Origin of the sequence: Methylopila henanensis (genome assembly GCF_042681025.1) — a bacterium.
GTDB classification, from domain to species: domain Bacteria; phylum Pseudomonadota; class Alphaproteobacteria; order Rhizobiales; family Methylopilaceae; genus Methylopila; species Methylopila henanensis.
In genome coordinates this window covers 88,028-101,698 of record NZ_JBHUER010000001.1, presented here as the reverse complement: position 1 = coordinate 101,698, position 13,671 = coordinate 88,028, and the positions used below count along the sequence as shown (strand labels likewise).

12 protein-coding genes are annotated in these 13,671 nt (G+C 69.0%); 8 read left to right on the top strand and 4 right to left on the bottom strand.

Annotation, left to right across the window (positions count from 1 at the left end; genetic code table 11):
* Positions 1 to 4 precede the first annotated feature (4 nt).
* Positions 5 to 754 carry a sulfotransferase family protein gene (locus ACFSCV_RS00525; RefSeq protein WP_378795961.1) on the bottom strand — a complete coding sequence of 250 codons (750 nt, stop codon included), beginning with the start codon at positions 752 to 754 and terminating at the stop codon, positions 5 to 7.
* A 137-nt stretch (positions 755 to 891) separates the two neighbouring features.
* On the opposite strand from ACFSCV_RS00525, the gene map reads away from it, so the two are divergent.
* The 5 genes from map (at position 892) to ACFSCV_RS00500 (ending at position 5,954) form a co-directional block, all read left to right on the top strand.
* Positions 892 to 1,719, top strand: coding sequence for a type I methionyl aminopeptidase (gene map, locus ACFSCV_RS00520; RefSeq protein WP_378795959.1), 828 nt, complete (start codon positions 892 to 894; stop codon positions 1,717 to 1,719).
* A 76-nt stretch (positions 1,720 to 1,795) separates the two neighbouring features.
* Positions 1,796 to 2,593 (top strand): RadC family protein, encoded by a 798-nt coding sequence (gene radC, locus ACFSCV_RS00515; RefSeq protein ID WP_378795957.1) that lies wholly within the window; start codon positions 1,796 to 1,798, stop codon positions 2,591 to 2,593.
* A 129-nt stretch (positions 2,594 to 2,722) separates the two neighbouring features.
* Positions 2,723 to 4,120: a circularly permuted type 2 ATP-grasp protein gene (locus tag ACFSCV_RS00510; RefSeq protein ID WP_378796727.1), complete on the top strand. Its 1,398-nt coding sequence runs from the start codon at positions 2,723 to 2,725 to the stop codon at positions 4,118 to 4,120.
* A 31-nt stretch (positions 4,121 to 4,151) separates the two neighbouring features.
* Entirely contained in the window at positions 4,152 to 5,093 is a 942-nt protein-coding gene (locus ACFSCV_RS00505; RefSeq protein ID WP_378795955.1) for an alpha-E domain-containing protein, read from the top strand.
* Positions 5,094 to 5,117: 24 nt separating this feature from the next.
* On the top strand, positions 5,118 to 5,954 hold the full coding sequence (locus ACFSCV_RS00500; protein WP_378795953.1) for a transglutaminase family protein: 837 nt from the start codon (positions 5,118 to 5,120) through the stop codon (positions 5,952 to 5,954).
* Between the two features lie 45 nt (positions 5,955 to 5,999).
* Here the strand turns inward: ACFSCV_RS00500 and ACFSCV_RS00495 are convergent, their stop codons facing one another.
* Positions 6,000 to 8,114 carry a sodium-translocating pyrophosphatase gene (locus ACFSCV_RS00495; RefSeq protein ID WP_378795951.1) on the bottom strand — a complete coding sequence of 705 codons (2,115 nt, stop codon included), beginning with the start codon at positions 8,112 to 8,114 and terminating at the stop codon, positions 6,000 to 6,002.
* 127 nt (positions 8,115 to 8,241) lie between these two features.
* Between ACFSCV_RS00495 and ACFSCV_RS00490 the strand changes: the two genes are divergently transcribed.
* Entirely contained in the window at positions 8,242 to 9,735 is a 1,494-nt protein-coding gene (locus ACFSCV_RS00490) for a sugar porter family MFS transporter (RefSeq protein WP_378795949.1), read from the top strand.
* Between the two features lie 104 nt (positions 9,736 to 9,839).
* Here ACFSCV_RS00490 and sfnG read toward each other — a convergent pair whose 3' ends face one another.
* Positions 9,840 to 10,955, bottom strand: coding sequence for a dimethylsulfone monooxygenase SfnG (gene sfnG / locus ACFSCV_RS00485; RefSeq protein WP_378795947.1), 1,116 nt, complete (start codon positions 10,953 to 10,955; stop codon positions 9,840 to 9,842).
* Positions 10,956 to 10,982: 27 nt separating this feature from the next.
* Positions 10,983 to 11,558, bottom strand: coding sequence for an NAD(P)H-dependent oxidoreductase (locus tag ACFSCV_RS00480; RefSeq protein WP_378795945.1), 576 nt, complete (start codon positions 11,556 to 11,558; stop codon positions 10,983 to 10,985).
* Positions 11,559 to 11,783: 225 nt separating this feature from the next.
* On the opposite strand from ACFSCV_RS00480, the gene metX reads away from it, so the two are divergent.
* Both metX and ACFSCV_RS00470 read left to right on the top strand, forming a co-directional pair.
* Positions 11,784 to 12,965: a homoserine O-acetyltransferase MetX gene (gene metX, locus ACFSCV_RS00475; protein WP_378795943.1), complete on the top strand. Its 1,182-nt coding sequence runs from the start codon at positions 11,784 to 11,786 to the stop codon at positions 12,963 to 12,965.
* A gap of 57 nt (positions 12,966 to 13,022) precedes the next feature.
* On the top strand, positions 13,023 to 13,610 hold the full coding sequence (locus ACFSCV_RS00470; RefSeq protein WP_378795941.1) for a septation protein A: 588 nt from the start codon (positions 13,023 to 13,025) through the stop codon (positions 13,608 to 13,610).
* The last annotated feature ends 61 nt before the right edge of the window (positions 13,611 to 13,671 follow it).

Here is a 13,671-nt window from a genome sequence, read left to right as displayed (position 1 = left end):
AAGCTCACGCGGGGCGGCAGGGTTCGGCGTCGGGGTAGAACAGCTCGAAATCCTGGGCGTAGCGCTCCCGCACCATGCGCACATGGGCGGGGTCGGCGAAGTAGGCGACCATGGGATGGCCGTCCGGGGCCCGGCGGTTCCGGGTCGGCAGGGGCCCGAGCGCCGGCACGCCGATCGCCTCGAGCCGGGCCTGAAGCGCGGCCCAGTCGTCCTCGATCCGCTCGTAGCGCCCCACGAAGGACGGCACCAGCCGGCCGCGATGGACCAGGATCTCCGCCTGGGGCGCGAGATGGTCGTCCATGTCGCCGTCCTTCATCACGGCGAGCCGTTCGAGGAAGGCGCCGAACCCCATGCCCTTGCGGACGCCGTCGCGCCGCGCGATGGCGGGCAGGATCGGGCGGCCGATGACCTTGTTGTCGTAGTAGGACGCCACCCGCTCGAACGGATCGCGCACGAAGGCGAAGGCGAACACGCCGTTGAGCTGGGCGGCGGCGGCCGTGCGGACCATTCGCGTGCGCCCGCAGGTCTCGTGCGCCCAGACGCGATCGTGGGACGCCTTGCGGCGCAGCGCCTCGCCCTCCGGCAGCAGTCGCGTCAGCGCGTCCTTGATCGACGTGTTCGCGACCTTCGGCACCCGGCCGTAGGCGATGGGATAGTCGCGGAACACGATGAAGTGACGCCGGCCGAGCGCCGGCGCGGCGACGGCGTCGACGGCCGCGTCGAACGCGCGGCGCAGATGAGCGACCTTCGGCATTTGGACAAAGAATAACACACGCCAGTCTCGAACGTCGCGGTCTTCGAAGCCGCAGGGTAATTCGCTACGGTCCCGCCCTCTTGGCGCAGGCCGGCCGCGCGACTAGATTGCGGCGTCCTTTGAACCTCGAGAACCGAATGACCTTCGTCGAAGCCGAGAACGCGCCGCTCCGGAAGAACGGCGCGATCAAGATCCATGGGCCGGAAGCGTTCGACGGCATGCGCCGCGCCGGACGGCTCGTGGCGGAGGCGCTCGACCTCATGAACGACCACGTCGCGCCGGGCGTCACCACCGAGGCGCTCGACCGGCTCGCGCTCGAGTTCGCGATGGACCACGGCGCGCTGCCGGCCTGCCTGTTCTACCGCGGCTACACCAAGACCATCTGCACCTCGCTCAACCACGTCGTCTGCCACGGCATCCCGAACGACAAGCCGCTGCGCGAGGGCGACATCCTCAACATCGACGTCACCTTCGTGCTCGACGGCTGGCACGGGGATTCGAGCCGGATGTACGCGGTAGGAGCGATCCCGCGGCGCGCGGAGCGTCTGATCGAGGTGACCCACGAATCGCTGATGCGCGGCCTCGCGGTGATCCGGCCGGGCGCGACGACCGGCGACATCGGGGCGGCGATCCAGACATTCGCCGAGGGCGAGCGCATGTCGGTGGTGCGCGACTTCTGCGGCCACGGCATCGGGCGCCTGTTCCATGACGAGCCGAACATCCTGCATTACGGCCGCCCTGGCGAAGGCGCGCCGCTGAAGCCCGGTATGTTCTTCACGGTCGAGCCGATGATCAATCTCGGCCGCCCGCACGTGAAGGTGCTCGCCGACGGCTGGACGGCCGTCACCCGCGACCGCTCCCTGTCGGCGCAGTTCGAGCACATGATCGGCGTGACCGAGGACGGGTGTGAGATTTTCACGCTCTCGCCCAAGGGTCTCCACGCGCCCGTGTTCGCGACCGCCTGACCGCCCTCCGCCGCATCGCGTCTTGCGATTCGTCGCGCCGGCCTGCCACCATGGCGTCGGCGGAGGAGGACGACGCATGGCTCAGGGCGATGGTTCGGACGGCTCCGACGGGCCGTTCCTGCCCGGCCTGAGCGAGGCCGCGCCGCGATCGCCGGCCCGGGCCGGCCGATCAGCGTCGAAATCGGCGCCTCAGAATGCGGCGCCGCCGCACTACGCCGGACATCGCGAACGGCTCCGAGCGCGCTTTCTGGAAGGCGGGCCGGAAAGCCTGCCGGACTACGAGCTGCTGGAGCTGGTGCTGTTCCGCACCATCCCCCGCGCCGACGTAAAGCCGCTCGCCAAGTCGCTGATCACGACCTTCGGCTCGTTCGCCGAGGCGCTCGCCGCGCCGATCGAACGGCTGGTCGAGATCAAGGGCGTCAAGGAGGCGACAGCGACCGACTTCAAGGTCGTGGAGGCCGCCGCGCGCCGCTTCGCGAAGGGCGCGATCGGCAAGCGGCCGGTGCTTTCCTCGTGGTCGTCCGTGCTCGACTACTGCCGCACGGCGATGGCCTTCGATGACCGCGAGCGCTTCCGCATCCTGTTCCTCGACAAGAAGAACGCGCTGATCGCCGACGAGGTGCAGCAGACCGGCACCGTGGACCACACGCCAGTGTATCCTCGCGAGGTTGTCCGGCGCGCGCTGGAGTTGCGCGCGACCGCGCTGATCCTCGTGCACAATCACCCTTCCGGCGACCCGACGCCGAGCCGGGCCGACATCGAAATGACGCGCACCATCGTCGACATCGCTAAGCCGCTCGGAATAGCCGTTCACGATCATGTCGTCGTCGGCCGCGACGGACACGCCAGTTTCAGGGCGCTGAAGCTATTCTGATTACAAAATAATCGCGACGGTTGCCGTAAAAATGCTCAGACGCCCCCTTTTCCCGCCGTCGTTCGGGATTAGCATCAGTCGGGATCACAACCGAAGGGCCACCGCTTGAGCACCGCCTTATTCGACGAGATGTCGCTGGCCGACGGGTCCGTCCGGACGGCATACGCCAAGCTCGCGCGGTGGCTTAAGGAGGCGCCCGCAGATCTTCTGAACTACCGGGTCGAGGAGGCGGAGCTGCTGTTCCGCCGCATCGGCATCACCTTCGCGGTCTATGGCGACCAGCAGGCGCAGGAGCGCCTGATACCGTTCGACATCATCCCCCGCATCATCACCAACGACGAGTGGACCCGGCTCGCCAAGGGGCTGGAGCAGCGGGTCGACGCGCTCAACCGCTACATCGCCGACGTCTACGGCCGCCGCGAGATCCTCAAGGCCGGCGTCATCCCGAACGACCTCGTGTTCCAGAACGCGGCGTTCCGGCCCGAGATGGCCGGCAAGTCGGTGCCGCACGACCTGTGGGTCCACATCGCCGGCATCGACATCGTGCGCGTCGACGCCGACACGTTCTATGTGCTGGAGGACAACGCCCGCACGCCGTCGGGCGTCTCCTACATGCTCGAGAACCGCGAGGTGATGATCCGGCTGTTCCCGGAGCTGTTCGCCCAGCACCGCGTCGCCCCGGTCGAGCGCTACGCCGACGAACTGCTCGCCACGCTGCGCTCGCTCGCGCCCCGCTCCGCTCCAGCCGACCCGAACGTCGTGCTGCTGACGCCCGGCATCTACAATTCGGCCTACTACGAGCACTCGTTCCTGGCCGACAAGCTCGGCATCGAGCTGGTCGAGGGCCGCGACCTGTTCGTGCGCGACGACGTCGTCTACATGCGCACGACCGAAGGTCCGCAGCGGGTCGACGTGATCTACCGCCGCCTCGACGACGAGTTCCTCGATCCGCTCGTGTTCCGGCCCGACAGCGCGCTCGGCGTGCCCGGCCTGATCTCCGCCTATCACGCCCAGAACGTCACGCTGACCAACGCCATCGGCACCGGCGTCGCGGACGACAAGGCGATCTACAGCTACATGCCGGAGATCATCAAATTCTACCTCGGCGAAGAACCGATCCTGAAGAACGTGCCGACCTACCGCTGCCGCGAGCCGGAGGCGCTGGCCTATGTGCTCGACCATCTCGAGGAGCTGGTCGTGAAGGAGGTCCACGGCTCCGGCGGCTACGGCATGCTGGTCGGGCCGCACGCCTCGAAGGAGCAGGTGGAGCTGTTCCGGGCCAAGCTGAAGGCCTCGCCGGGCGGCTTCATCGCCCAGCCGACGCTCGCGCTCTCGACCTGCCCGACCTACGTCAATTCCGGCGTGGCGCCCCGGCACGTCGACCTGAGGCCGTTCGTGCTGACGGGCTCGGACGGGGTGCGGATCGTGCCGGGCGGGCTGACGCGCGTCGCGATGAAGGAAGGCTCGCTGGTGGTGAATTCGAGCCAGGGCGGCGGGACGAAGGACACATGGGTGCTGGACGAATGAGCGGCGCATTCCGGAACGAGGACGCCAGCCCATGCTGAGCCGCACCGCCGACAATCTGTTCTGGCTGTCCCGCTACGTCGAACGCGCGGAGGCGCTCGCGCGCATCCTCGAGGCGACGCAGCGGCTGGCCTCCCTGCCCGTGGCCTACGCCGGCTCCACCAACGAGTGGGAGAGCGCGGTCAACAGCGCCGGCTGCTCCGCGGCGTTCTTCGCCAAGCACGAGGAGGCGACCGCCGAGACGGTGGTCGACTATCTCGTGTTCGAGAAGGACAACCCCTCCTCCATCGTCAACTGCTTCGAGGTCGCCCGCCACAACGCCCGCGCGGTCCGCACGGCGCTGACCATCGAGATGTGGGAGACGATCAACGGCGCGTGGCTGGAGCTGCGCCGCCGGCCGGAACGCAAGCTCGTGGGCGAGGAGTTCACGCGCTTCCTCGGCTGGGTCAAGGAGATCGGCCTGAGGTTCGACGGCTCGGCCTCGCGCACCATGCTGCGCAACGACATCTACAGCTTCTCGCGGCTCGGCATGCTGCTGGAGCGCGCCGACAACACGGCCCGCATCCTCGACGTGAAGTACCATCTGCTCCTGCCCGAGGAGACGAAGGTCGGCGGCGGCCTCGACTACTACCAGTGGTCGGCGATCCTGCGGGCCGTCTCCGCGCAGACGAGCTATCACTGGGTCTACCGCCAGAGCCTCAAGCCCTGGCTGATCGCGGACCTGCTGATCCTCAACGACCAGATGCCGCGGTCGCTCGCCGCCTGCTACGGCGACATGGTGCGCCATCTCGACGACCTGTCGCGCGGCTACGGCCGGCAGGGCCCGAGCCAGCGCATCGCCCGCGCCACGCGGGCCAGGCTCGAGAACGCCGGCATCGAAGAGGTCTTCCAGAACGGCCTGCACGAGTTCATCACCGGGTTCATCGGCGAGAACAACCGGCTCGGCGCGGCCATCCACGAGCAGTACCTCGCCTGAGGCGATGGCGGAGCACGCGACGACATGCGCCTGAAGATCCGTCATGAGACGGTCTATCGTTTCGAGACGCCCGCCGCCGCGGTGACGCAGACGCTGCGCGTCACGCCGCGCAACCACGAGGGCCAGCACGTCATCCGCTGGCGCGTGGACATCGACCGCAACTGCCGCCTGCGCTCCGCCGAGGACGCGTTCGGCAACCAGACCCACGTGTTCTCCGTCGAAGGGCCGGTGGACGACATGACGGTGCTGGTCGAGGGCGAGATCGACACGCAGGACACATCGGGCGTGGTGGCCGGCGCGGTCGAGCGCTTCCCGCCGGCGCTCTACCTGCGCGAGACCGAGCTGACCGGCTTCGATCTCGACATCGCGGCCTTCGCGCAAGCCGTGCGCGAGGACGCCAGCGACGATCCGCTGTCGCAGCTCCACGCCCTGCTTGGGGCGCTCCACCGCGAGATGACCTTCGATCCGAAGCCGGCGGAGAGCGCGACCACGGCGGCGGAGGCGTTCCGCCTCAAGCGCGGCCTGTGCCAGGATCTCGCCCACGTGTTCATCGTGGCCGCCCGCGCGATCGGCGTTCCCGCGCGCTACGTCAGCGGCTACCTGCTCGCGACCGGCGACATGCCGGAGCACGAGGCCGGGCACGCCTGGGTCGAGGCCCATGTGCCGGGCCTCGGCTGGGTCGGGTTCGACCCCGCCCACAGGCTCTGCGCCACCGAGGCGCATGCGCGCGTCGCCATAGGTCTGGACTCGCTCGGCGCGGCGCCGATCCGCGGCGTGCGCTACGGCGGCGCGGCCGAGACCTTCGACATCAAGGTCAAGGTCGAGGACGTCTCCAAGGGACGCGGCTACCGCCGCTTCTGAGAACGGGACGCGCCGCGGGCTCCGCGGCGCGTCCTTCGCGAGCCCTCAGTGCGCGAGCACGGCGAGCAGCAGCAGCGCGACGATGTTGGTGATCTTGATCATCGGGTTCACCGCAGGTCCGGCGGTGTCCTTGTAGGGATCGCCGACCGTGTCGCCCGTCACCGCCGCCTTGTGGGCGTCGGAGCCCTTGCCGCCGTGGTTGCCGTCCTCGATGTACTTCTTGGCGTTGTCCCAGGCGCCGCCGCCGGACGTCATCGACAGCGCCACGAACAGGCCGGTCACGATCACGCCGAGCAGCATCGCGCCGACGGCCGAGAACGCCTCGCTCTTGCCCGCGACGGCGAGCACGACGAAATAGGCGAAGATCGGCGACAGCACCGGCAGCAGCGACGGCACGATCATCTCCTTGATCGCGGCCTTGGTCAGGATGTCGACCGCGCGCCCGTAGTCCGGACGGTCGCGCCCCTCCATGATGCCCGGCTTCTCGCGGAACTGGCGGCGGACCTCCTCGACGATCGCGCCGGCGCAGCGGCCGACCGCGGTCATGCCCATGGCGCCGAACAGGAAGGGCAGCATGCCGCCGAACAGCAGGCCGACGACGACGTAGGGGTTCGCCAGCGAGAAATCGAGTTTTACGCCTTCGAAGTAAGGGTATTGCGTCGAATTCTGGATGAAGTGGTTGAGGTCGGACGTGTAGGCGGCGAACAGCACCAGCGCGCCGAGGCCGGCGGAGCCGATCGCGTAGCCCTTGGTGACCGCCTTGGTGGTGTTGCCGACCGCGTCGAGCGCGTCGGTCGAGGTCCGCACCTCGGAGGGCAGTCCGGCCATCTCGGCGATGCCGCCGGCGTTGTCCGTCACCGGACCGAAGGCGTCGAGGGCGACGACGAAGCCCGCGAGAGCCAGCATGGCGGTGACGGCGATGGCGATGCCGAAAAGCCCTGCGAGCGAGTGGGTCACGATGATGCCGGCGATGATGACCAGCGCCGGCAGAGCGGTCGCCTCCAGCGAGATGGCGAGGCCCTGGATGACGTTGGTGCCGTGGCCGGTGACGGAGGCGGCCGCGATCGAGCGGACCGGCCGGTAGCCGGTGCCGGTGTAGTACTCGGTGATCACCACGATCAGGCCGGTGATGACGAGGCCGACCACCGCGCACAGGTACAGGTCGAAGCCCGTGAATGTCAGCCCGCTGGCCGTGGCGTATTCCGTGCCGAAGCCGATCAGGGTCGCGGTCACGAGCGCGATGCCGACGAGCGAGAGGGCCGCCGAGACGCCGAAGCCGCGGTAGAGCGCGCCCATGATCGAATTGTTCGCCGGCAGCTTCACGAAGAAGGTGCCTGCGATCGAGGTGACGATGCAGATGGCGCAGATCGCGAGCGGGTAGAGGATCAGGCTGCCGAGCGCCGCGTTCCCGGCGAAGAAGATCGCGGCCAGCACCATGGTCGCGACCACGGTGACGGCGTAGGTCTCGAACAGGTCTGCGGCCATGCCGGCGCAGTCGCCGACATTGTCGCCGACGTTGTCGGCGATCGTGGCCGGGTTGCGCGGATCGTCCTCGGGGATGCCGGCCTCGACCTTGCCGACGAGGTCGCCGCCGACGTCCGCGCCCTTGGTGAAGATGCCGCCGCCCAGACGCGCGAAGATCGAGATCAGCGAAGCGCCGAAGCCGAGCGCCACCAGCGCGTCGACCACCACGCGGTCGCCGATCGAGTAGCCCAGGATGACGGTGAGGATCGCGTAGTAGACCGCGACCCCGAGCAGCGCGAGCCCGGCCACCAGCATTCCGGTGACGGCGCCCGACTTGAACGCGATCTCGAGGCCAGCCCCAAGCGAGTGGGACGCCGCCTGCGCGGTGCGCACGTTGGCGCGCACCGACACGTTCATGCCGATGAAGCCCGCCACCGCCGACAGCACCGCGCCGATCAGGAAGCCGATCGCGACCGGCACCGACAGGAAGATCGCGACGAGGACGAAGATGACGGCGCCGACCACGCCGATCGTCGTGTACTGCCGGCGCAGATAGGCCTGCGCGCCTTCGGCGATCGCCCCGGCGATCTCCTGCATGCGGGCGGTGCCGGCGTCCGCCTCGACGACGGAGCGGATCGCCCACACGCCATAGACGATCGACAGCAGCCCCAAGATGATGATCAACGTCAGCGCCATAGACTGGGATCCTTGGATTGCGTTTCCTCGTGCGCGGGACGGATAAGGGCTTGCCGGCTCGCGCCGCGCCCTCTTGGTTCTTGCTTGTCTGGAGTTCGACTCCGCCCGCGCGACCTTTTGGTCGCAGGTGAGGCTGCCAGAACGTCGCACCCTGCGCAACGCGCCCGCGGAAACCCCGCCGATATGCCGAGGGTTTCGCCGCGCGACGCTGCGCTATGATCGCAACCGGGCCAGGCGGGGGCTTCTCCCGCGCGTCGAAGGGGTTTCGGACATGAACTTCAAGGTGGTGGCGGCGACCGCGTCGCTCGGCGGGCTGCTGTTCGGCTACGACACCGGCGTGGTCTCGGGCGCCCTGCCCTTCGTGCGCGACGTGTTCCAGCTATCGGAGGCGATGCAGGGCTTCTTCGTCTCGATCGCGCTTGGCGGAGCGGCGGCGGGCGCGGGCGTCGCGGGCCAGCTCGCGGACGCCTACGGCCGCCGGCGTGTCATCCTCGTGGTGGCGGCGCTGTTCGTCGTGGGCGCCCTGCTCTGCGCCATCGCCACCAACGTGCCGGTGCTGCTGCTCGGCCGCCTCACGCTCGGCGTCGCGATCGGCGTCGCCTCCATGCTGACGCCGCTCTACCTCGCGGAGATGGCCCCCGCCGACAAGCGCGGCGGCGTCGTCTCCCTGAACCAGATGTGCATCACGGTCGGCATCCTGCTGTCCTACATCGTCGCCTACCTGCTGTCGGAGGTCGACGGAGGCTGGCGCTGGATGCTCGCGATCGGCTGCCTGCCGGGCGTGGTGCTCGGGCTCGGCATGCTGGGCCTGCCGGACAGCCCGCGCTGGCTCGCCGGCCAGGGCCGTATCGACGAGGCCGCGGCGGCGCTGCGCACGTTGCGCGGCGGACAGGACGTGACCGCCGAGCTCAACCAGCTCCGCACGGACCTGACGCGGGAGAACGGCGCGCTCGTTCCCTGGTCCGCGCTGCTCGAGCCGCGCGTGCGGCTGCCGCTGATCGTGGGCGTGGGCCTCGCGGTGTTCCAGCAGGTCACCGGCATCAACACCGTGATCTACTACGCGCCGATCATCTTCGAGCAGGCCGGCATGGGCTCGACCTCGGCCGCGATCCTCGCCACCGCCGGCGTCGGCGTCGTCAACGTGATCATGACCTACGTGGCGCTGAAGCTGCTCGACACGGCCGGCCGGCGGAAGCTGCTGATCGTCGGCCTCGCTGGCATGACGGCGATGCTCGCGATCCTCACCGCGGGCTTCGCCGTTGGCACGGAGGGACCGCTCGCCTGGATCGCCACGCTGTCGGTCGCGGCCTATGTGGGCTTCTTCGCAATCGGCCTCGGGCCGGTGTTCTGGCTGCTGATCTCCGAGATCTTCCCACTCGCGGTGCGCGGGCGCGCCATGGGCGTCGCGACGGTCGCGAACTGGGGCGCGAACCTGATCGTGAGCCAGATCTTCCTGATGCTGATCGCAGGCCTCGGCTCGGCCGCGACCTTCGGCCTGTTCGCGGTCATGAGCGTGGGCGCGCTGCTGTTCACGCTCGCGCTCGTGCCGGAGACCAAGGGCCGCACGCTCGAGGAGATCGAGGCCGACTTTTCCGGCGAGCGCACGCCCGCGCGCGTCTGACCCAAGGCGCTGAGGGTCGGCCGGAGCGCCCCTCCGGCCGACCCCTGCGCGCCCCGCTCGACTCCTGAACGGAGGAGCGGGGGCGTCTCGTTGTCAGAGACCCGTCAGGCGGCCGCGCGCGACCGTCCGCGTTCGGCCTCGAGCGCGCGCACGAGCGGGATGACCTCGCGGCCGAAGAACTCGACCTCCTCCTGGAAGTGCAGGAAGCCGAGCAGCACGAGGTCGACGCCCGCGTCCTTCAGGTCGAGGATGCGTTCGGCGATCTGGCGCGGCGTGCCGATCAGGTTGGTCTTGAAGCCGTCATTGTACTGGACGAGGTCTTCGAAGCTCGATTTCGCCCAGTTGCCTTCGCCCTCCGGCGAGGCCTTGCCGGCGTTCTTCACCTCGTGGCCGAATGCGTTGACCGCCTCCGGATTGGCCTTGGCGATGATCTCGTCGACGACCGCGCGCGCCTCGGCCTCGGTCGGCCGCGCCACCGCGAAGGCGTTGACGCCGATCTTCACGCGACGCCCTTCGGCGGCGGCCTTGCCCTGCACGTCGTCGACCTGTTTCGCGACGTTCTCAGGCGTATTGCCATTCGTGAAATACCAGTCCGACACCCGGGCGGCCATGTCGCGCGCGGCCCGCGAGGACCCGCCCTGGAAGATCTCCGGCTGCGGGTCGATCGGCTTCGGCTTCAGCGAATAGTTCCGGTAGCGGTAGAAGTCGCCGGCGAAGGTGAAGCTGTCCTCGGTCCAGATGCCCCGCAGCGCGCGGATGAACTCCTCCGAGCGGCGGTAGCGCTCGTCATGGTCGAGCCAGGGCTCGCCGATGGCGCGGAACTCGCCGGAGAACCAGCCGGACACGAGGTTGATGGCGACCCGGCCTTCGGTGAGGTTGTTGATGGTCGCGATCTGCTTGGCGGCGAGCGTCGGGTTCCACGGTCCGGGCAGGATCGCCGCGATGACCTTCAGGCGCTCCGTCGCGGCCAGCAGCGCATGGCTGAAGGCGACCGATTCATGCTGGTTCTCCGCCCCGTAGCCGGCGGTGAAGCGGATCTGCGTCAGCGCGTATTCGAAGCCCGCCGCCTCGGCGATCTGCGCGAGCTTGCGGTTGTAGCCGATGTCCCAGCCGGTGCGCTGCTCGATGTCCGAGATCACCAGCCCGCCCGAGACGTTCGGGACCCAATAGGCGAACTTGATCGGCTCGGAGCCGTGATGCGTCGTGCGTGCGTCGGCCATGGCGGCCTCCTTTGTCGCGTTGCTGCGTCAGCGGTTCGGGAAAAGCTGCGCCGCGCGGGCGGGCACGGGGGCCCGGCTGAGCGCGTCGGCGGCCTCGCCGATCAGCAGATCGGCGCGGATGCGCACCAGCGGGTCGATGATGCGGCCCTGCCGGTGCTGCGTTTCGGAGACGTAGAGCCCTGTCGGCAGCGTGCGCGCGCCGAAGAAGCCGAACAGCGGCCGGAGCTGGTGCTCGACGGCGAGCGCGTGACGGTCGCCGCCGCCCGTCGCGATCAGGCCGACCGGAGCGCCGGCGAGCGCGCGGTGGTCGACCAGGTCGACGAAGTGCTTGAACTGGCCGGAATACGAGCCCTTGTAGATCGGCGTGGCGGCGAGGATCAGATCGGCGCGCTCGACCTCGGCGACCAGCTCCTCGATCAGGGCCGGCGCCTCCGCGCGGGAGCGGACCGGGCCGAGCTCCGCCGCGATCTCGCCGATGTCGATCAGCCTGACCTGCCCGCCTGCGATGCGCACCACCGCTTCGACGATGTCCTCGAGCAGCACCCGCGTGCGGGAATGCGGAGAGGGACTGCCGCTGATGGCGACGATGCGCGGCGCGGTCATGCGGAGCGCCTACAGTCGGCGCGAGGATCCTGAAGCGTGACGGACATCGCTTGCTCCTTATCAATACATATATTCGATAGAATTAAAAGATTACGAGTGTCAAGCCGCCTGAAGTCGGACTGGCGCGCCGGAGGACGAGCTCCACGGCCCGGCGGAACGGCCGCTTCGCCTTGACTCCCGGCCGCGACAGCGCTTCACCATCCGCCAGCGAAGAGGCGGCGTTACGTGAACGAAGCGACGATCGAGCTGACGGTGAACGAGGCCGCGCGGCGCGAAGCCGACGCGCCTCACAGCCTCGTCGCCCGAATCGCGCCGCCGCTGACGCTCGAATCGGGCCGCGAGCTCAGCCCGCTCCGGATCGCCTACCAGACCTACGGCGTCCTGAACGCCGACCGCTCCAACGCCGTGCTGGTCTGCCACGCGCTCACCGGCGACCAGCATGTGGCGAGCGTCCATCCCGTCACCGGCAAGCCCGGCTGGTGGTCGACCATGATCGGCCCCGGCCGGCCGATCGACACGGATCGCTTCTTCGTGATCTGTTCGAACGTGCTCGGCGGCTGCATGGGCACGACCGGCCCCGCCTCGAACAACCCTGCGACCGGCGAGCCCTACGCCCTCGACCTGCCGCTGGTCACCATCCGCGACATGGTCGCGGCGCAGGCGATGCTGATCGACCATCTCGGCATCCCCGACCTGTTCGCGGTCGTGGGCGGCTCGATGGGCGGCATGCAGGTGCTGGAATGGGCGGCGAGCTATGGCGACCGCGTGTTCGCGGCCTTGCCGATCGCGACCGCCGCGAAGCACTCCGCGCAGAACATCGCGTTCCACGAGGTCGGCCGGCAGGCGGTCACCGCCGATCCGGACTGGCGCGGCGGGCGCTACCTGCTCGAGGGCGCGATCCCGCGCAAGGGGCTCGCGGTCGCGCGCATGGCGGCGCACATCACCTATCTCTCGGAGCCGGCGCTCCAGACCAAGTTCGGCCGCAACCTGCAGGACCGCGAGGCGCGCACCTTCGGCTTCGACGCGGACTTCCAGATCGAGAGCTATCTGCGGCACCAGGGCGCCAGCTTCGTCGAGCGCTTCGACGCCAACTCCTACCTCTACGTCACCCGCGCCATGGACTATTTCGACCTCGCGGCCGACCACGGCGGCGTGCTGGCCAAGGCGTTCCAGGGCACGAAGACGCGGTTCTGCGTCGTCTCCTTCACCTCCGACTGGCTGTTCCCGACCGAGGATTCCCGCCAGATCGTCCACGCGCTGAACGCCGCGGCCGCCAATGTGAGCTTCGTCGAGATCGCGACCGACAAGGGCCACGACGCCTTCCTGCTCGACGTTCCCGAGCTGATGGCGACGACGCGCGGCTTCATCGAGGCGGCGGCGCGCGTGCGCGGGCTGGCTACGCCATGAGTCGACATCGCCAGTTTCGCCTTGATCGCGCCGTCTCGCGGGAGCAGACCTGATTCCATGACCTCAGAGAAAGCTTCGGCGCGCGCCGCCAATCCCGTGCTCAAGCTCGCGCTCGAACTCGGGCCGCTCGTCGTCTTCTTCATCGCCAACAACCGCGCCGACCTGTTCACCGCGACCGCCGCCTTCATGGTGGCGACGCTGGTGTCGCTGACCGCGTCCTGGGCGCTCGTCCGGCGCGTGCCGGTGATGCCGCTGGTGTCAGGCGTCGTGGTGCTGGTGTTCGGCGGCCTCACGCTCGCGCTGCAGGACGAGCTGTTCATCAAGCTCAAGCCGACGATCGTGAACCTGCTGTTCGCGGGCGCGCTGTTCGGCGGCCTCGCCTTCGGCAGGGCGCTGCTCGCGATCGTGTTCGACGAGGCGTTCCAGCTCACCCGCGAAGGCTGGATGAAGCTGACCTGGCGCTGGGCGTTCTTCTTCGTGTTCCTCGCCGCGCTGAACGAAGTGGTGTGGCGGACCCAGACCACCGACTTCTGGGTCGCCTTCAAGGTCTGGGGCGTGATGCCGATCACGATGGTCTTCGCCATGGCCCAGGCGCCCCTGCTCCAGCGCTACGCCCAGGCGCCGCGGGCCGAAGGCGCGAAGTAACGGCCGGCTCCGCCACGTCGGGGCGCCAGGCCCCGTCGCCCATAGCGAAACGAAAAGAGCC